17 protein-coding genes and 1 tRNA gene are annotated in these 18,943 nt (G+C 69.4%); 2 read left to right on the top strand and 16 right to left on the bottom strand.

Going from position 1 to position 18,943, the window contains the following annotated elements; genetic code table 11:
* Window positions 1-9: 9 nt before the first annotated feature.
* From EP757_RS43260 to EP757_RS16705, 3 genes are all read right to left on the bottom strand, one after another.
* Window positions 10-180 carry a hypothetical protein gene (locus tag EP757_RS43260; protein WP_174262406.1) on the bottom strand — a complete coding sequence of 57 codons (171 nt, stop codon included), beginning with the start codon at window positions 178-180 and terminating at the stop codon, window positions 10-12.
* Window positions 177-1,451 carry an NAD(P)/FAD-dependent oxidoreductase gene (locus EP757_RS16710; RefSeq protein ID WP_127547112.1) on the bottom strand — a complete coding sequence of 425 codons (1,275 nt, stop codon included), beginning with the start codon at window positions 1,449-1,451 and terminating at the stop codon, window positions 177-179. The genes EP757_RS43260 and EP757_RS16710 overlap by 4 nt, the downstream gene beginning before the upstream one ends.
* Before the next feature lie 236 nt (window positions 1,452-1,687).
* A tRNA-Asn gene (locus EP757_RS16705) sits at window positions 1,688-1,760 on the bottom strand.
* 196 nt (window positions 1,761-1,956) lie between these two features.
* On the opposite strand from EP757_RS16705, the gene EP757_RS16700 reads away from it, so the two are divergent.
* A complete protein-coding gene (locus tag EP757_RS16700) occupies window positions 1,957-2,286 on the top strand; it encodes a hypothetical protein (RefSeq protein WP_127547110.1) in 330 nt (109 codons plus the stop codon).
* A 76-nt stretch (window positions 2,287-2,362) separates the two neighbouring features.
* Here the strand turns inward: EP757_RS16700 and EP757_RS16695 are convergent, their stop codons facing one another.
* The 7 genes from EP757_RS16695 to EP757_RS16665 all read right to left on the bottom strand — a co-directional run bounded on the left by EP757_RS16695 (window position 2,363) and on the right by EP757_RS16665 (window position 11,311).
* Entirely contained in the window at window positions 2,363-3,370 is a 1,008-nt protein-coding gene (locus tag EP757_RS16695; protein ID WP_127547108.1) for a sugar phosphate isomerase/epimerase, read from the bottom strand.
* A gap of 195 nt (window positions 3,371-3,565) precedes the next feature.
* Window positions 3,566-4,456 (bottom strand): TIM barrel protein, encoded by an 891-nt coding sequence (locus tag EP757_RS16690; protein WP_127547106.1) that lies wholly within the window; start codon window positions 4,454-4,456, stop codon window positions 3,566-3,568.
* A 519-nt stretch (window positions 4,457-4,975) separates the two neighbouring features.
* Window positions 4,976-6,172, bottom strand: coding sequence for a Gfo/Idh/MocA family protein (locus EP757_RS16685; RefSeq protein WP_127547104.1), 1,197 nt, complete (start codon window positions 6,170-6,172; stop codon window positions 4,976-4,978).
* A gap of 17 nt (window positions 6,173-6,189) precedes the next feature.
* Window positions 6,190-7,227, bottom strand: a complete 1,038-nt coding sequence (locus EP757_RS16680; RefSeq protein ID WP_127547102.1) for a substrate-binding domain-containing protein — start codon at window positions 7,225-7,227, stop codon at window positions 6,190-6,192.
* A gap of 12 nt (window positions 7,228-7,239) precedes the next feature.
* Window positions 7,240-8,262, bottom strand: a complete 1,023-nt coding sequence (locus EP757_RS16675) for an ABC transporter permease (RefSeq protein WP_127547100.1) — start codon at window positions 8,260-8,262, stop codon at window positions 7,240-7,242.
* Window positions 8,259-9,737, bottom strand: coding sequence for a sugar ABC transporter ATP-binding protein (locus EP757_RS16670; RefSeq protein WP_232050543.1), 1,479 nt, complete (start codon window positions 9,735-9,737; stop codon window positions 8,259-8,261). The genes EP757_RS16675 and EP757_RS16670 overlap by 4 nt, the downstream gene beginning before the upstream one ends.
* Window positions 9,738-10,120: 383 nt before the next feature.
* Window positions 10,121-11,311, bottom strand: coding sequence for an ROK family protein (locus EP757_RS16665; protein WP_127547098.1), 1,191 nt, complete (start codon window positions 11,309-11,311; stop codon window positions 10,121-10,123).
* A gap of 301 nt (window positions 11,312-11,612) precedes the next feature.
* Between EP757_RS16665 and EP757_RS16660 the strand changes: the two genes are divergently transcribed.
* Window positions 11,613-12,719 (top strand): YihY/virulence factor BrkB family protein, encoded by a 1,107-nt coding sequence (locus tag EP757_RS16660; RefSeq protein ID WP_127547096.1) that lies wholly within the window; start codon window positions 11,613-11,615, stop codon window positions 12,717-12,719.
* A 76-nt stretch (window positions 12,720-12,795) separates the two neighbouring features.
* On the opposite strand, the gene EP757_RS16655 is transcribed toward EP757_RS16660, so the two are convergent.
* The 6 genes from EP757_RS16655 to EP757_RS16630 are packed head-to-tail and all read right to left on the bottom strand — an operon-like array spanning window position 12,796 to window position 18,934.
* Window positions 12,796-13,605, bottom strand: coding sequence for an ABC transporter permease (locus tag EP757_RS16655; protein WP_127547094.1), 810 nt, complete (start codon window positions 13,603-13,605; stop codon window positions 12,796-12,798).
* 1 nt (window position 13,606) lies between these two features.
* On the bottom strand, window positions 13,607-14,365 hold the full coding sequence (locus tag EP757_RS16650; protein WP_127547092.1) for an ABC transporter permease: 759 nt from the start codon (window positions 14,363-14,365) through the stop codon (window positions 13,607-13,609).
* Complete coding sequence (locus EP757_RS16645; protein ID WP_127547090.1) at window positions 14,365-15,288, bottom strand: ABC transporter ATP-binding protein; 924 nt, start codon at window positions 15,286-15,288, stop codon at window positions 14,365-14,367. The genes EP757_RS16650 and EP757_RS16645 overlap by 1 nt, the downstream gene beginning before the upstream one ends.
* 10 nt (window positions 15,289-15,298) lie before the next feature.
* The gene (locus tag EP757_RS16640) at window positions 15,299-15,826 is read right to left on the bottom strand and encodes a hypothetical protein (RefSeq protein WP_127547088.1); all 528 of its coding nucleotides are present in this window, start codon (window positions 15,824-15,826) and stop codon (window positions 15,299-15,301) included.
* A complete protein-coding gene (dnaG, locus tag EP757_RS16635; RefSeq protein ID WP_127547086.1) occupies window positions 15,823-17,685 on the bottom strand; it encodes a DNA primase in 1,863 nt (620 codons plus the stop codon). Before dnaG ends, EP757_RS16640 begins: the two co-directional genes overlap by 4 nt.
* 34 nt (window positions 17,686-17,719) lie before the next feature.
* The gene (locus EP757_RS16630) at window positions 17,720-18,934 is read right to left on the bottom strand and encodes a deoxyguanosinetriphosphate triphosphohydrolase (protein ID WP_127547084.1); all 1,215 of its coding nucleotides are present in this window, start codon (window positions 18,932-18,934) and stop codon (window positions 17,720-17,722) included.
* Window positions 18,935-18,943 lie beyond the last annotated feature (9 nt).

Here is an 18,943-nt window from a genome sequence, read left to right as displayed (position 1 = left end):
GGCGATCTATCACTGCACCAGGGATTTCGGCTGGAGGACTATCTGCCGGGACGGGTCGACGACCATGTCCGGGGGCTGCAGGTCCTCGATCGCCGGCAGATCGTCGTCGCCCACGCTGGGTTCGAGTGGCCCGTCCTGCGTGGTGAATTCAGCGTAATTCTCCGGATTGAAATCGCTCATGAGCCTGCTCCAAGCCGGACGGCGCCGAGTGAGGACAGGACCGCGCCGGCGGCGCGCCAACCGCTGGCGAGGGCGCCTTGGATCGACGGACTGTCGCGATGATCACCCGCTACGAAGAGGCCGTCGCCGAGTGCCACGGGCTTGCGCAGGCGGGATTGGGGCACCGGGGCGAACGGGAGGGCGTCCGGCAGGGAGATCACTTCGAGGAGTTCCCAGTCGTCGGTGGGGGCGCCGTAGATGCGGGACAGTTCGACCCGGATGACGGTTTCGGAGGCGCTGGAGGGCGCGGACACGCCGACGACGTTCGCGGCGATGAGGCTCATGCCGCCGGGGGCGTATTCGGGGGCGGCGTTGCTCATCACCACGGTGCTGGCGACGATCTCCCGCCGGTCGCCGTCGAGGAGCAGGATCGGCTCGTCGATGGGCGCGTGCGGGGCGCCGAAGTAGAACGTGGTGAGTCCGTGCACGTCGGGGCGCGGCAGGAAGGACGGCAGGAGGGAGGCGGCGGACACCGCGTCGGTCGCGACGATCACCGACCGGCAGTGGATCTCGCCGGCTTCGGTGACGACCATGCCGGGGCCGATGGAGAGGGTGCGGGCGCCGATGAGCAGTTGCGGGAACGGCAGCGGCCCGGCGATGGCGGCCGGCAGGGCTGCCATGCCGGCGGCGGGCACGCCGATGCGGCCGCGGGTGAAGGAGCGCAGCGTCATCGTGGTGACGTGACTGGAGGTGTCGAGGGAGCGGTCGCCGAGGACGCCGGAGAAGAACGGCCGCAGAACCTCCTCGATCATCCGGTGCGAGATGCCGGCTCTGCGCAGCATCTCCTGCGTGGTGGTCTCCGGCAGATCGAGGAGTTTCTGGACGGGCAGGCTGGCGCAGCGGGTGGCGAGGGCCGCGAACTTGAGCCGGTCGGCGAGGCTTCCCACACCGGAGAGCAGGGTTTTCGGTGTGCCGAGGGGTTCGCGCAGCGGGTTCTCCAGCCGGTGCAGCGCGTTGCCGCGGCGGACCAGCACGCCGGAGGTGAAGTAGCGCATGTCGAGCGCGTCGATGTCGACGAGGGCGGCGAGCCGCGGATAGGACGTGTTGATCGTCTGGAATCCGCGGTCCAGGTGCCAGCCGTCGATGACGTCGGTGGCGACGCGCCCGCCGATCCGGTCGGACGCTTCGACGAGCAGCCATTCCACGCCGGCACGGTCGAGCCTGCGGGCGGCCGACAGCCCGGCGAGCCCGCCGCCGACGATGACGACGTCCACCTCAACCGGCTGCGACATAACCACCTCACTGGCTGCATTCAACGCGGAACTCAGCGTAAACCGGGCATGAGCGCCCGAGGAGGCGAAAGAGAAACACCATCAAGATCAAAATCATGCCTTGTACGTCGACACGCCCGTGCGAGGACAGTCCCTGTCAGATACGCGTCACCACTGTGCGGGTCGAGCGGGTCGCCAGGCTATACAGAGGCTGACAACAGAAAACCCCAGGCCATCAGACCTGGGGTTCTGGGAGGCTCCCCGAATTGGACTCGAACCAATAACCTGCCGGTTAACAGCCGGCTGCTCTGCCAATTGAGCTATCGGGGACTGCTCTGTTCTGTGCCGCCCGGTTTCCCTGGCGACGGAGAACAGACTACATGACCTCCCGGGCACCTCACCAACGGGGATACCCACCCCTCTCAGGCGACATCTCCTGAATCCGGGAGAAGGTGAGTATCGCCTCGACAGGATGGGTATGCAGCCCTCAGACGCACGCGCGTCATGAACGGAAGGAGCCGCCACCATGCGCGGAAAGCTGTTGTTCCTCACCGGTCTCGCGGCGGGCTTCGTCCTGGGCAGCCGTGCCGGCCGGGAGAAGTACGAGGAGATCCGGGCCAACGCCCAGAAGATCTGGGAGAACCCCACGGTCCAGGAGGCGGCCGGCGTCGCACAGGCGCAGGCCAACAAGCTCTACTCCGAGGGCAAGGACAAGCTGCAGTCGTCCAAGCTCGGGGAGAAGCTGAGCACGACCGACAGCACGACTGACAGCACGACGAAGAGCTCTGACGAACTGCTCGCCCCCAGCGACTCGCTCGCCGGGTCCAAGGGCACCAGCACCGGCACCACTTACTGAGGCCGGTTCTGCTGTAGGGCCGTCCCGCAACGATGCGGGGCGGCCCTAGGCGTGCATAGCAACCAAGACGCGGAGATCAGGACGACGACGAGAACGCCGCGTCGAACGCCGCCGACGGAGCGTCGAAGGCGAGCCCGCGAACGAACTTGAGGGCTTCCGGCGCTCCCACGAGACGGTCCATTCCGGCGTCTTCCCACTCGATGCTGAGCGGTCCGTCGTACCCGATGCTGTTCAAGGCTCTGAAGCAGTCCTCCCAGGGCACGTCGCCGTGGCCGGTGGACACGAAGTCCCAGCCACGCCGCAGATCCGCCCAGGGCAGGTGCGAGCTGAGCCGGCCGCGCCTGCCGTCGCCGGTGCGCACCTTCGCGTCCTTGCAGTCGACGTGGTAGATCCGGTCCCGGAACTCGAGGATGAATCCGACCGGGTCGAGGTCCTGCCAGACGAAGTGGGACGGGTCCCAGTTGAGTCCGAACGCGGGCCGGTTCCCGATCGCTTCGAGGGTCCTCCGGGTGGTCCAGTAGTCGTACGCGATCTCGCTCGGATGAACCTCGTGCGCGAACCGGACACCGACCTCGTCGAAGACGTCGAGGATCGGGTTCCAGCGCGCCGCGAAGTCCTCGTAACCGCGGTCGATCATCGAGGCGGGCACCGGCGGGAACATCGCGACCGTGTGCCAGATCGACGACCCGGTGAAGCCCACGACCGTACGGACGCCGAACCGTGCCGCCGCCCGCGCGGTGTCCTTCATCCGTTCCGCGGCCCGCTGCCGCACCCCCTCGGCGTCGCCGTCGCCCCAGATCGCGGCCGGCAGGATGTCCTGGTGCCGCTCGTCGATCGGGTGGTCGCAGACGGCCTGGCCGACCAGATGGTTGGAGATCGCGAAGCACTTCAGGTTGTGCTTGGCGAGCTGCTCGTGCTTCCGGTCGAGGTAACCGTCCTCGGCGAGCGCCCGGTCCACTTCGAAATGGTCGCCCCAGCAGGCGATCTCCAGGCCGTCGTAGCCCCACTCCGCCGCGAGCCGGCACACCTCCTCGAACGGCAGGTCAGCCCACTGACCGGTGAAGAGCGTGATGGGTCGTGCCATTGATCCTCCCTCAAAGCCGGAACCGGCGAGGAACGCCGGAGGACAGCCGGCGAGGGAAGAACCGGCGCATGCGGGCACGCGGGCGGACGGGTGGAGAGTCCGGACCGGGTCTGCGCCACCCGGACCGGGCCGCCGCGTCAGCGATGCCCTGCCCTGGACTCTACGGCCGCGGCGGGGGAAGACGAAAGGGCGAGATCAGGGCGCGGTGCAGGGTTGCTGCTCCGGCACCAGGCCGAGGGCGGTGAGCTCCTCCAGGACGTACGGCAGGTCCGCCGCACTGTGGGCGGTGTCCACATCGACGTATTCGGTGCGGGCGGTGTCGGCCGCGAGGAGGTGGCGCAGCACCGGCTGCCAGCCCGCTGCCGGGTCGGTTATCCGGGCCGTTATCACCGACAGGCCGGCGTCGGTGATCCGGTCGATGCCGGCGGCCGGGTCGGACCAGTCGCGGACCACGCTCGCCAGGTCGAGGCAGACGCCGAGGCGGTCCTTGTCGACCCGGGTCAGCGCCGCGACGGTCTGCTCGGGGCTGTCCAGCACCCCGCCCGGTCCCGGCTGGAAACCGCACCGGACCGCGCGTCCGACCCGCCAGGCCAGGTCGGCGAGGCCGCCGGAGAGCCGGGACAGGTGGCGGGCGCCGGCCTTCTGCCGTTCCTCGTCCCAGTCGTCGGCCCGGCCCAGCCCGATCGTCGAGATCGCGCCGCGGACCTCCTCGAACGGCAGCAGGTCGACGAGGATCCGGGCCAGGTCAAGGGTGTGCCGGACGCGGGAGGACTCGGACCAGTCCCCCGGGGTGTTCTCGCCGCCGCCCTCGGCGTCGGGCACGCCGCTCAGCGTGACGACCTCGAGCCCCTTGGCGTCGAGCTCGGCACGCAGCCGGGTACGGGCACGCCCGCCGTCGGCGAGGGCGGCGGCGAGAGGGGGCGGCAACCGGAGGGCGACGCCGAGGAGCCCGGTCGCGATGTGGGATCGCAGTTCGGAGGCGGCGGCGTCGAGGAGTTCCAGCCCGGCGGACGGCGACTCAGCGTGGTCTAGGCTGATGCCGCAGCTGAGGTGCACGATCCGGCCGGAAGGATGGCGCAACCGCATCAAAATCCTCCCCGGACGAGGTCACCCGTGCAGGTGCACGTGCATTCGCTCGTGCTAACGCCTCCAGTATGGACCATCCGGGGAGCTGTCTCGGATCGACCGCTGCCGCGCCGCGGGGTTGTCATCGCCGCCTCCATCCGTGGAATGCATGTCCTCGGATACGAGACTGCGTCGCATCACGGATCATCGGCGCACCGCCCGTGCGACACCCTGACCGGCCACGACTTGACCTGAAACGGTCACAGTTATTCATACACGCCAATGTGCGCGGCATGGGTGACCAGCGAGTAGCTTTCGATGTCACCCGAAAGAAGGGCAGAGTCGGACACCTCTCGTGTTCAGACTCTGAACAAACGGACATGCACTGACCGCCTGCCCGTGCGTTCGGCGCGTGCCGTGATCCGGTGCGGATGCACACCGATGAACGATTCCGGACAGCTGACCGCCCGCCACGGCCGGCCGGCGCGGGGCGCAGCCGCGCCGTCCCTCTGCCGACCCTGGCGGGACGATTACTAGCGGTCAGGCGGGCTCCAGAACCGTCTCGACGTCGGTCCAGGATCCGGTCGAGGCCGAACGTTCGACCGCGTCCAGAACCAGCTGCACCCTCAGCGCATCGGTGAACGACGGCGCCGGCTCCCGGCCCGCCGCGATGTCCTCGATCAGGTCACGGACCTCGTGGGTGAACGAGTGCTCGTACCCGATCGAGTGACCCGGCGGCCACCAGGCCGCGAGGTACGGATGGTCCGGCTCGGTGACCAGGATCCGGGTGAATCCCTGCTCGGTCCCGGGCCGGGTCCCGTCGTAGAACTCCAGCTCGTTCATCCGCTCGAAGTCGAAGGCGAGCGAGCCGAGCGCGCCGTTGAGCTCGACCCGCAACGCGTTCTTGCGGCCGGTCGCGAAGCGGGTCGCCTCATATGTGGCGACCGCTCCCCCGTCCAGCCGGGCCAGGAACAGGGCGGCGTCGTCGACAGTGACGTCGCCTCGTCCTGCGCCGTTCGGCGAGGAGATAGAGGAGGCGGCCAGCCCGGCCGACTCCGACGGCAGCGGCCGGGACCTGATGAACGTCTCGGTCAGCGCCGACACCGCGCTGATCGACTGGCCGGTCACGAACTGGGTGAGGTCGACGATGTGCGCGCCGATGTCGCCCAGCGCGCCCGATCCGGCGATCTCCTTGCGCAGCCGCCAGACCAGCGGGAACTCCGGATCGACGATCCAGTCCTGGAGGTACTGCGCACGGACGTGCCGGATGGCTCCGATCCGCCCGGAGGCCACCAGGTCCCGCATCAGGGCGACGGCCGGCACCCGCCGGTAGTTGTAACCGCACATCGCCCGTACGCCCTGGGTCTGTGCTCGGGCAGCGGCCGCCGCCATCTCCCTCGCCTCGGCCACCGAATTGGCCAGTGGCTTCTCACAGAGAACGTGTTTGCCGGCCGCGAGCGCGGCCAGCGCGATCTCGGCGTGCGTGTCGCCCGGCGTGCAGATGTCGATCAGATCGATCTCGTCGCTCTCGACCAGCGCCCGCCAGTCGGTGGTGTGGCCCTCCCAGCCCAGGCGGGTGGCCGCACGGGCCACCGCACCTTCGGAACGGCCGCACACCACCGACATCCGCGCACGCAGCGGAAGGTCGAAAGCGTGGTTGACGGTACGCCAGGCCTGCGAGTGCGCGGCCCCCATGAACGCGTAGCCGACCATGCCGACTCGCAGGTCCTGAGACATTTCGCCTCCTGTTTCGATCAGAATCCCAGCTTGGCGTACTGCGCGGCGTTCTCCTTGGTGATCGTCTCGGAAGCGAGCGTGATCTCCTTCGGCACCTGGAGTTCGACCAGGTCGGCCATCCCCTTGCCCTGGGCGATCAGCCGCGCCAGCGAGACCGCCGAGGAAGCCATCGACGGGCTGTAGGTGACCGTCGCCTTGAGCACCGAGTCGTCCGCGGCGATGTGATCGATCGCGGACTTCGCGCCGGCGCCGCCGACCATGAAGAACTCGTTGCGGTTCGCCTGCTGGATCGCGGCGAGCACACCGACGCCCTGGTCGTCGTCGTGGTTCCAGAGGGCGTCCATCCTCGGCAGGGCCTGGAGCAGATCGGTCGCCGCCTTCTGTCCACCGTCGATCGTGAAGTCAGCCGGGCGGCGGTTGGCGACCTTGAAGCCGTAGATCGCCAGCGAGTCGTTGAATCCCTTCGTCCGCTCCTGGGTGAGTTCGAGGGAGTCGATGCCCGGGATCTCGCCGATGATCGGATTGCTGACGCCCTTGGCCTTGAGCTGCTCGCCGATGTACGCCCCGGCGGCCAGCCCCATACCGTAGTTGTCGCCCTTGATCTGCAGCCGGTACGCGTCCTGCGAGGGGAACGCCCGGTCCAGGTTGACCACCGGGATACCGGCCCGCATCGCCTCCTCGGCGGACGCGTTCAGCTCCTTGCCGTCGTGCGGCAGCATCACGATGATCGTCGGCTTCTCGGCGATCATCGTCGAGATCGCGGCACGCTGGGCGGCGGCGTCCGCGCCGGCCTCGGTGACCTTGAGCTCGACGTCTTCGTACTGCGCGGCCTGGGCCTTCGCGTTGTTGGTGATCGCGGCGATCCAGCCGTGGTCGGCGGCCGGGGCGGTGAAGCCGATGACCACCTTCTCGCCGGGCGCGGCGTTCTCGTTGCCGCTGTTCGTGTTGACCTGGGCATTGTTTGAGGTGTCGTTGCTGGTGCAGGCGGTGAGCAGGGCGCCGGCGCCGACGGCGGCGCCGCCGAACAGGACGCGCCTACGGGACAATGAGGACATTGATGCTCCCGTCTATCTCTTGAAGAGGTTCGTCACTGCGGAGAAGCGGAACTGCTGGACCAAGACGGCGGCCACGATGATGGCGCCCTTGACCATGTTCTGGACCTCGGTAGGAAGGTTGTTGATCGCGAACAGGTTGGTGATGGTGGAGAAGACCAGCACTCCGAAGAGAGCGCCGATGATGGTGCCCCGGCCGCCGCTGAGCAGCGTGCCGCCGATGATGGCCGCGGCGATCGCGTCCAGTTCGTACAGGTTGGCCATCGCCGCCTGCGCGCTCGTCGCCTGCGAGGTCAGCATGATCGCGGCGATGCCGCAGCAGAAGCCGGAGAGCACGTAGAGCAGCAGGGTCTGCCGCTTCACGTTGATGCCGGCGAGCCGGGCGGCCTCCGGGTTGCCACCGACCGCGACGGTCCGGCGGCCGAACGTCGTGCGGTTCAGCAGCACCCAGCCGGCCGCCACCACGACACCCAGGATGATCACCAGCATCGGGATACCGAGGATCTTGGTGGTGGCGATGCTGTTGATCACCGAGCTCTCGGAGATCTGCGTCTGCTTACCGGAGATCTGCGCGGCGAGCCCCCGGGCGGCGACCAGCATCGCCAGGGTCGCTATGAAGGGCACGAGCCTTCCGTACGCGATGAGCACACCGTTGACGAGTCCCACGCCGATCCCGACCGCCAGCGCCGTGAAGATCATGCCGCCGGCGCCGAAGCTCTGAGTCGCCTGCGTGGTGCACCAGACCGCGGCCAGCGCGATGATCGCGCCGACCGAGAGGTCGATGCCGCCCCCGATGATCACGAAGGTCATCCCGACCGTGACCACGCCGATCGCCGAGGCCTGCTGCAGGATCGTCAGGAAGTTGTTCCGCACCCAGGTCGGGTCGCTGTACAGCTCCGGCCGGGTGATGATTCCGATGATCACCAGGATCACCAGGACGGCGACGAGGCCCAGGTTGCGGATCGTGCCTTCGTCGAGCCGCCGGCGCTCCCGGCCGGCACGCTTCTCGGTGCGTGACTCGCTCGCCAGTTCGGTCATGCCGGCTCCCCCTCCAGAAGCGACCCCGCCATCACGAGGTTGAGTACGGTGTCTTCGTCGATCTCCCCGGCCGGCGCCTCGTGGATCAGGTGGCCCTCCCGCATGACCAGCACCCGATCGGCCAGGCCCAGCACCTCGGGCACCTCGCTGGAGACCAGCAGCACGCCGACGCCCTGCGCTGCCAGGTCCCGGATCACCTGGTAAAGCTCGGCCCGGGCGCCCACGTCCACGCCCCGGGTGGGCTCGTCGAGCAGCAGCAGCTTCGTCTCGCCGAGCAGCCAGCGGCCCACCACGACCTTCTGCTGGTTGCCGCCGGAGAGCGTCCGCACCGGCCGGACCACGTCCCGCGGCCTCAGTTCCAGCGAGTCGGCGGTCCGCTCGGCCGCCACCCGTTCCCGGCCCGCGTCGGTGAAGCCCACCCGGGCGAACCGGGCGAACGAGGCGAGCGTCATGTTCTTGTAGACCGGCTCGTCCAGCAGCAGCGCCTGACTCTTGCGCTCCTCCGGGGCCATGCCCATGCCTGCCCGGACCGCCGAGCCCACCCCGCGCACCGGTTTGCCGCCGACCGTGACGGTGCCGGACTCCGGCCGGCGAGCGCCGAAGATGGTCTCCAGCAGCTCGGACCGGCCGGACCCGACCAGTCCGGCGACCCCCACGATCTCGCCGGGCCGCACCGTGAGGTTCACCTCGGCGAACTCGCCGGACCGGGTCAGGTTCTCCACCACCAGCAGCGGCTCCGCGGCGGGCTGCCCCTGCCGTGGCGGGAACACGTATTCGATCGAACGCCCGGTCATCCGGCCCACCAGCTCCCGGGTCGGGGTGGTGCGCGCCGGCAGGTTCGCCGCGGTGGTCCGGCCGTCCTTCAGCACCGTCACCCGGTCACCGATCTCCCGGATCTCGTCGAGCCGGTGCGAGATGTAGATGACCGCGATCCCCTGCGCCGTCAGTTCCCTGATGATCCGGAACAGGTTCGCCACCTCGTCGTGGGCGAGCACCGCGCTCGGCTCGTCCATCACGATGAGCCGGGCGTCGTGGGACAGCGCCCGCGCCATGCTCACCACCTGTTTGGCGGCGGCCGGCAGCGTACGGACCATCCGCCGCGGCGCGATCTCGGCATGCCCCAGTCGCGCCAGGATCTCCCGGGTCCGGTTCGCCGAGATCCGCCGCCGGCTGAACCCGAACCGGCTCGGCTCATGCCCGAGGAACGCGTTCTCCGCCACCGACAGATCGTCGACGAGGTCCAGCTCCTGATAGATCGTCGCGATCCCGGCCCGCATCGCCGCCTGAGGCGTAGCCGGCGCGAACGGCTCCCCCAGCCACGTGATCTCCCCGGCATCAGCGTGATGCACCCCGGCCAGCGTCTTGATCAGAGTCGACTTGCCGGCCCCGTTCTGCCCGAGCAGGCAGTGCACCTCACCAGCCCGAACCTCCAGCTGAACCCCGTCAAGCGCCCGAACCCCCGGGAAGACCTTCACAACATCCGTAAGTCGCAGGACAACCTCACGGTCCCCACCCGCCGACGCACCCCCAGCCGTCGCCGCAGCGGCCGCACCTGCCGAGGTTTCGGTACCCGCCGCGGTTTCGGCGCCTGCCGTGGCCCGCCCGCCTGCCGCGGCCCCAGCGTCTGCCGTGGCCGCCGCGCCTGCCGAGGTCTCATTGCCCGCCGTGGCCCCAGCGTCTGCCCTGGTCTCAGTGCCTGCCCTGGTCTCAGTGCCTGCCCTGGTCTCAGTGCCTGCCGTGGCACGAGTGCCTGCCGTGGTCTCAGTGCCTGCCGTGTCCGGGGTGGCCGCTGCGTCTGACGCAGCCCGATCGGACATTTCCGATTTTTCGCCTGACAGGCGGAATTCCTCTCGGTCGGTCATGATGCCTGCTCGAAGACGGCGTCGCTCGCCAGGACCGCCGCGCCGGTGACGCCGGCTCGGCTGCCCAGTTCGGAGAGGACCACGGGTAGGTTGCCGGTGGCCAGTGGCAGCGAGCGCCGGTAGACCACGCTGCGGATCTCGGCGAGCAACACGTGGCCGAGGTTCGCCAATCCACCCCCGATGACGATCATCGACGGATTGGCGAACGAGACCAGGGTGGCGAGGACGCTGCCGACGCGGCGGCCGCCGTCGCGGATCAGGCGGATGCAGGCGATGTCGCCCTCGGCGGCGCCGTCCGCCACGTCGCGGGCGGTGATGGTCGCCTTGGGGCCGGTGCCGAGGCGGGACGCCAGCGCGGGTGACTCCCCGGAGCGGGCGGCGGCGATCGCGTCCCGGGCCAGGGCTGCGCCACCGAAGAGCGCCTCCAGGCAACCGGTGTTGCCGCAGGAGCAGGCCGGGCCGTTCGCCTCGACCTGGATGTGCCCGATGTCGCCGGCGCAGCCGTCCACCCCCCGGAAGACGCCGCCGGACAGGTGGATGCCGCACCCGACACCCGTCCCGATCTTGACGAACAGGAAGTCGTCGACCGAGTGCGCGACACCACCGTGTCTCTCACCGATCGCCATGATGTTGACGTCGTTGTCGACCACGGCCGGGCAGCCGTACTCCCTGGTCAGAAGTTCTCGCACCGGATAGCGATCCCAGCCCGGCATGATCGGCGGCGAGACCGGCACACCGTCGCGGTAGCTCACCGGACCGGGCACGCCGATGCCCACGCCGTCGAGACGCTCGTAGGCCCCCTCGGTCCGCCCCTTCGCCAGCAGGTCGTTCACCCGCTGGAGGATCACCTTGGGTCCGGAGCGGATGTCGGCCGACTCCTGGTACGCCACGATCGGTTCCAGCCGCCCGTTGGTGATCTCGACGTCGATCGAGGTGGCGCCCAGATCCACCGCGGCGAACCGCAGCCGCGGGTGCAGCTCGACGAGGGTGGACCGGCGACCGCCTCGGGACGCCGCCATACCGGCCTCGACGATGAGTTCGGCGGCGACCAGGCGCTCGACTTCGGCGAGCAGGCGGGGCCGGCTCAACTCGAGGCGATCACCCAACTCGGCGCGGGACACCGGACCCTGGTCGCGCAGCAGGCGCAGGAGTCGCAGGTGGGGAGCCGCAGGGAGATACACGCGCATCTCCTCCTTCAAGCGTTAACGGCGTGTTACGCCGGTCACACTAGGGTGGTTCCGCCACATCGAGCCATACCTTTTTCTTGATCAACACAAACTTTTGCAAATCCTGGCGAAAGTTGGCCGCCGTGATCGACAAGTGACAATCGGCGGGTCGGCGCGGTGGTGCCCGGAGGTGGCCGGCCTGGTTAGGTCCGCACAACACGGGGAACTGTCCGGGTAAGGCCGTCGTCGCACGTCGCAACCGGGGTGAGCGATCCACGGGAACGGCCATGCGCTGCCCGTTCTCGCCTGGAGGAGGTCCTCGATGAAACTTCGCCCCACCCACCACGAGCAGTCCGCTGATGACCAGGCTGCCGAGGCGCGCGGCAAAGGCGCCACCGACTACGACACCGAGGCCGCCGCGACCACCCGGACCGCCGAGGACCGCGACCCCGATCTCAACGCGCCCGGACCGGACGCCGGACCGGACGGCCCCACGAAGCTGCGCGGCAAGGGCCTGATCGCCGCGGTGAAGCGCACCTTCAAGCAGTTCTCCGAGGACAACATCTCGGACTGGGCGGCGGCGCTCACCTACTACGGCGTGCTGTCGATCTTCCCGGGCCTGCTGGTGATCGTCTCGCTGCTCGGCCTGATCGGCTCGGACGGCCAGAAGACGGTGCAGGACGCGATCGACGAACTGGCGCCGAACCAGCAGTTGAAGGACCTCGTCGACACCGTGCTCGGCCAGGTACAGGGCACCGGCAAGGCCGGCCTCGCGGCGATCATCGGTATCGTCGTGGCCTTCTGGTCGGCGTCCGGGTACATCGCGGCGTTCATGCGGGCCTCCAACGCGATCTACGACGTTCCGGAAGGCCGTCCGATCTGGAAGACCCTGCCGATCCGGGTCGGCGTGACCGCGCTCGTCGGCGTCATGCTGATCGCCTCCGCCACGATCGTCATCTTCACCGGTGACCTCGCCGAGGTCGTCGGCGAGAAGATCGGGCTGGGCGGTGTGGCGGTGACGGTCTGGAGCATCGCCAAGTGGCCGGTTCTGATCGCGCTGGTCAGCCTGATGTTCGCCGTTCTCTACTGGGCCTCGCCGAACGCCAAGACCGGCGGCTTCCGCTGGGTCAGCCCGGGCGGCATCTTCGCCGTCATCCTCTGGGTGATCGCCTCCGCCGCCTTCGCGATCTACCTGGCGAACTTCGCGAACTACAACGCGACGTACGGCACCCTCGGCGGTGTCATCGCCTTCCTGGTCTGGCTCTGGATCTCCAACATCGCCATCATGCTGGGCGCCGAACTCGACGCCGAACTGGAACGCGGCCGGGCCATCGCCGCCGGCCACCCGGCCGACGACGAGCCGTTCCTCCAGCTCCGCGACGACCGCAAGCTCAAGAAGGGCAGCGAGCAGGGCCTCTCGCAGGGCTGACCGCTCCCGCACACACCACCGGTACGCCGCAGCCGAGCTCGCCCCGGCTGCGGCGTCTCGCTGTGCGCACCTCCCGTTACTTGCAGAGGAGTTTGTTCATGCGGCGGCCCGCGACCGTCAGGCCCAGCGCGGTCAGGGCCAGCAGGTAGAGCACGTCGAGCACCTGGATCGCGCCGACCGTGCCGGTGGTGATGGCGCGGACCAGGTCGACCGAGCGGTAGAGCGGGGAGAGCTCGACGAGCCAGCGGATCGCGTCCGGGTAGGCGGTGGCGGGCACGAACGTCCCGGAGAAGAGGAAGAGCGCGAACTGCGCCGAGCCGATCAGGTCGAAGTCCTGCCAGCTGCGGATCAGCGTGGCCGTCGCCATGCCGGCGGCGCCGAACGCGAACCCGGTCAGGATCGTGGCGGGAAACGCGGCGAGCGCGAAGATCGGCGTCGTCAGGTCCATCAGCACCATGATCACGAGGAACGCCGCCGAGTAGATCGACCCGCGGATCATCGCCCACGTCAACTCGCCGAGGGCGATCTCGATGGGCCGGATCGGCGTGGCGAGCATCCCGTCGTACAGACGCATGAATTTCATCTTGCCGAAGAAGTTGAAGGTGGTCTCGGCGAGCGCGCCGCTCATCGCCGACGACGCCAGCATGGCCGGTGCCACGAACGCCGCGTAGCCGACCACCTCGCCGCCGGGCAGGGTGATGTCGCCGATGAGCTTGCCCACCCCGATCCCGATCGAGAAGAGGTAGAGCACCGGTTCGAGCAGGCCACTGAGCATGACCAGCCAATATGCCGAGCCGAGCGCCGCCACGTTGCGCTCGGTCACCGACGCGGACCGGCGACCGGCGCCCTCGAACGAGACGAGTTTCGGCATCACGAAGGTCAGCACGTCACACCACCAGCCGGCGACGGAAGCGGCCCAGCGCGAGGAACCAGCCGGCCACGCACCAGAGGAGCAGGTAGAGCAGCTGAGCCAGGCCCGCCCAGCCCGGATTGATCCCCAGCGTGGCGGCCCGGCTCAGGTCGACGCCGTGCCAGAGGGGCAGGGCGTAGGCCACCGCTCGCAGCGGCGGCGCCAGCGACTCGACCGGGAAGAACACCCCGGAGAAGAGCGACATCGGCAGCACCGCGAACCGCATCAGGATCGCGAGATAGCTGTCGGAGGAGACCGAGGCGCTGTACGCCGTCACCGGCGCGGCGACGGCGAACCCGACGATGACCCCGATCGGGAGCACGGCCAGGGCCCACGGCGACCGCAGTGTGCCGAAAGCCGCCGCCACCAGCAGGAACGTGACCACGCTGAGCATCACACGGAACATCATGTAGGCGAGGTGGCCACCCAGCACGTCGGCGACCCGCAGCGGCGCGGCGGCCTGAGCGAAGTAGACCTTGAGCCACTCGAAGTAGCTGAGGACCGGCCAGGTCGACTCCCCGATCGCGGTCTGCACCGCCGTCGAGGCGATCAGGCCGGGGACCATCCAGTCGAGATAGGAGACGCCCTGGACGCCGCCGGTCACATAACCGCCCACACCGAGACCGAAACCGACCATGATGAGCAGCGGCAGCACGAACGTGGAGAGCACGCTGGCCCGCCAGGTCCGCCGATAGTTGACCAGGTGGTACTCGAGCACATAGGCCGCAGACGTCATCAGTCCACCAGCGTCCGGCCGGTGAGGTGCAGGAACACGTCTTCCAGGCTGCTGCGCCGGACCAGGGCGCTGGCCGGCTCCAGAGAGCGGTGGCCCACCTCGGCGAGCACCTCGTCACCGTCGGCCACGTAGAGCAGGATGCGGTCGGGCAGCACCTCGACGCGCTCGGCGAGACCGGCCAGCTTCTCCGCGTAACTCCCCTGGTCCTCGGTGGCGAACCGGAGCTCGACCACCTCGCGGGTGGAGAACTGCTCGATGAGGGAACGCGGCGAGCCCTCCGCCACGATGCGGCCGCCGTCCATCACCACGAGCCGGTCGCAGAGCTGCTCGGCCTCGTCCATGTAGTGCGTCGTGAGCACCAGCGTGACGCCCTGCTGCTTGAGCCGGAACAGTCGCTCCCACACCAGGTGGCGGGCCTGCGGGTCGAGGCCGGTGGTGGGCTCGTCGAGCAGCACGATGTCGGGCTCGTTGACCAGGGCGCGGGCGATGGTGAGCCGCCGTTTCATCCCGCCGGAGAGCGGCTCGACCTTGCTGTCGGCGCGCTCGGTGAGCTGGACGAACTCGAGCAGCTCGTCGGCGCGGGCCCGGGCCGTCCGGCGCGGGATGCCGAAGAATCGGGCGTAGGTCGTCAGGTTCTCCCGGACGGTCAGCTCGACGTCGAGGTTGTCGAGCTGCGGGCAGACTCCCAGCCGGGACCGGATGGCCGGGCCGTCCCGCCGCGGATCCATCCCGAGGATCTCCAGCACGCCCTCGCTCGGCGGCGAGACACAACCGATCATGCGCATGGTCGAGCTCTTGCCCGCGCCGTTGGGCCCGAGGAAGCCGAACGCCTCACCGGCACGCACGTCGACGTCGATGCCGTCGACCGCCGTGAACGACTCGAACCGCTTGACCAAACCGCGCGCATGGATGAGGGGGATCACCCTGCGAACCCTAGAGGGAGGGTGTGACAGTTTCCCTCGCAGCGCCGACCAGCTCATCGGTCGCCGACACCACCTCGTCCTGCTCAACCGGGGTGCCCGCGTCATAACGCACCGCCCAGGTGAGACCGTCCTTGCCGCTCACCCGCCGCCCGACCACCCGGACCGCGCCCTGTGGCAGCGCGTGATGGTTGGTGTACGCGACCGACTTGGTCACCCTGGTCCGCACCTGATCGGGCACCTCAGCCGGTTCCAGCAGCAGGTACGTCACGGCCGGACCGTCGGTGAGCACCGCATAGCCGTCCCGCACCTCGGACACGACCGCCGGGATGATCCGCAGCTCACGGCCCGACCAGGCCACCTTGTGGATCTCGTGCCAGCCCAGCCGGGACGAAGAACCCGGCAACCAGATGCCGTGGTTGGTGGCCACGACGACGTCCTCCCCCGAGGAGGCCGGGCACCACGCCACCACCCGCTCGGTCGGATCGAGCGGCGGCCGCGCGGAGGCCGGCAACGCGGGACGACGTCGGAAGAGCTTCACAATCCACCTGCCGCCTGATCACGCAGGGCACGAGCCTGCTGTTCCAGCGAGAAGAGTTCCCCGGCCAGGGCCAGGTACTGATCCTTGTTCGCGACCGGGTTGAGCCGCTGCACCTTGGACTTGAGATCGCGGATCCGGGTGGCGAGCGCGGCGCCCTGCAGCCGGGCCAGGGTGACCTGCACATAGCGCGGATCGACCGGGCCGTCGACGTAGAGCGGCTCGACCGCGAGCTCGCTGACCAGCATCTGGCCACCCATGTCGGCGCAGCTGTCGCGTACCTTCTCGATCCAGACCGCGCCGCCGGTGGCCGAGGAGGCGCCGCCGGCGTCACCGACCGCCTCGCGGACCGACTGCAGCACCGGGTCGGCGTAGTTCTCCGGGCCGAGCGCGTCGAACATCGGGCCGGCCAGTACCGGCTCCTGCAATGCCAGCTTGAGGGCCTCCCGCTCGACCATCCGCTGCGGGGAGTCGGCCGGCGCCGGTGCGGCGCGCTGCGGAGAGGCCTCCTGGGAACCGCGCACGGCGTTGTTGACGGCGCGCTGCACCGGGTCCAGGTCCATGCCGAGGTCGCCGGCGAGCTTGCGCGCGTACTCCGGGCGCTTCTCCCTGTCCTTGATCTTGGCGACCAGAGGGGCGGCCCGGCGCATCGCCTCGACCCGGCCCTCCACCGTGTCCAGATCGAACTTGGCGAGCGTCTGACGCAGGGCGAAGTCGACGAGCGGCTCCCGGCCGGCGATCATGTCCCGGACGGCGAGATCGCCCTTCGCCAGCCGCAGCTCGCAGGGGTCCATGTTGTCGGGCGAGACGGCGATGAAGGTACGCCCGACGAACCGCTGATCCTCCTCGAAGGCGCGCAACGCCGCCTTCTGGCCGGCCGCGTCGCCGTCGAACGTGTAGATGATCTCGCCGGTGAAGCTGTCGCTGTCCATCAGCAGGCGGCGCAGCACCTGGATGTGGTCCACGCCGAACGCCGTCCCGCAGGTCGCCACCGCCGTCGGCTCGCCCGCCTCGTGACAGGCCATCACGTCGGTGTACCCCTCGACGATGACCGCCCGGCCGCGCTTGGCGATCTCCCGCTTGGCATGGTCGATGCCGTAGAGCACGTGCGACTTCTTGTAGATCGGCGTCTCCGGCGTGTTCAGGTACTTCGGGCCGTCGTCGTCGTCGAACAGCCTGCGCGCCCCGAACCCGATCACGTCGCCGGAGAGGTCCCGGATCGGCCAGAGCAGCCGGCGCCGGAACCGGTCGATCAGCGAGCCGGACCGGGCCGGCTTGGAGAGGCCGGCCGTGGTCAGCTCCTCCGCGGTGAAGCCCTTGAGCCGCAAGTGCTTGCTGAGCGCGTCCCAGCTGTCCGGTGCGAACCCGCACCCGTACTTCTCGGCGGCGTCCCGGCCGAACCCGCGCTCGGCGAGGAACTCCCGCGCCTTCCGCGCGCCCGGCGACCCCAGCTGATCGCGGTAGAACTCCACGGCGGCGGCGTGCGCGGCGAGCAGCCGCTGCCGCTGACCGGTCTGCGGCCGGGGCAGCGTCGACCCGACCGTGTCGGTGTCGTACCGCAACTGGATGCCGGCCTTCGACGCCAGCCGCTCCACCGACTCGATGAACGACAGATGCTCCGCGTCCATCAGGAACTTGATCGCGTCGCCACCCTGGCCGCAACCGTGACAGAAATAGACATTACGGGCGGGTGAGACGTTGAAGGACGGTGTCTTCTCGTCATGGAAGGGACACAGGCCCTTCAGGTTGCCGCCGCCGGCCGAGCGCAGCGTCACCGTCTCACTGATCACATCGACGATCGAGGACCGGTCCCGGACCAGTGCGATGTCTTCGTCCTTGACCCTGCCCGCCACGGCATACATCCTGCCTCGGCGGACGGCCGGCCCGCCAGCAGGGTCAGCGGCGCGCCGCTACCAGGGATTCGTGCCAGGCGACGGCGGCCGGGTCGGTGAGCGACGCCACCTGGTCGATCACCACCCGGAGCGCGGCGGCGTCGTCGGGCGCGGCGGCGAAGAGCGGGCGGAAGAGAGGATCGAGCCTTTCCGGCGTACGGAGGAGCGCCTCGACCAGCTCGACCAGGATGACCCGCTGCCGTGAGTACCACTCCTCGGCCGCCCGCATCCGCATGACGTACCGGAACGCCATCCCCTTGAGCAGCGCGCACTGGTTGCGGACGGTCCGCGGCACGATCAGGTCGGCGTCGTACCGCCGCATCGGGTCGGTGCCGAACCGGCTGTGCGTGGCGCCGACCGCGGAGGCGACGAAGCGGCCGGTCAGCACACTGGTCATCCGTTTGAGCGCGACCTGGCCGTCGTAACCGCCGTCGTACCCGGCCACCGCCTTGACCGCCGGGTCGGCGAGCAGCTGGTCGAGGGCGGCGCCGAGTTCGTCGGCGCTCTCCTCGGAGTACGTGCCGGCGACGTCGCGGCACAGCTCGGCCCGCTCGCCGGCGTCGTGCAGCAGCGAGCCGAGGTTCAGGTATCCCCCGTGCACGCCGTCCTCGACGTCGTGCACGGAGTACGCGACGTCATCCGCCCAGTCCATGACCTGAGCCTCCAGGCAGCGGCGTTCGTCCTCCCTGCCGTCGCGCAGCCAGGTGAAGACGGGCTCGTCGTCGGCGTAGACACCGAACTTGCGGTAGCCGGGCTTGCGGAACCACGGGTACTTGGAGCAGGCGTCGAGGGTGGCCCGGGTCAGGTTGAGGCCGGCGCCGGGCACCTTCGCCTCCAGCCGGGTGAGCACCCGCAGCGTCTGCGCGTTGCCTTCGAAGCCGCCGCAGGGCTCGGCGACCTCGTCGAGGGCCGCTTCGCCGTTGTGGCCGAACGGCGGGTGGCCGAGGTCGTGGGCGAGTCCGGCCACGTCGACGACGTCCGGGTCGCAGCCGAGCCGGGCGCCCATCTCCCGGGAGATCTGGGCGACCTCGAGCGAGTGGGTGAGGCGGGTACGCAGGAAGTCGTCCGACCCGGCGGTGTGTACCTGGGTCTTGGCCGCGAGACGGCGGAATCCCGCCGAGTGCAGGACCCGTGCCCGGTCCCGCTGGTACGGGGTACGCCCGTACCCGCTGTCCTTCGCGGGCTCAGATGCCCACCGCTGGGCGTCCGCAGCCGTCATGATCTCACC

The sequence above is a fragment of the Actinoplanes sp. OR16 genome (genome assembly GCF_004001265.1).
In the GTDB taxonomy this organism is placed as follows: Bacteria; Actinomycetota; Actinomycetes; order Mycobacteriales; family Micromonosporaceae; genus Actinoplanes.
The sequence above is the reverse complement of the archived record's forward strand: the minus strand, read 5'-3'. Positions and strand labels throughout refer to the sequence as shown.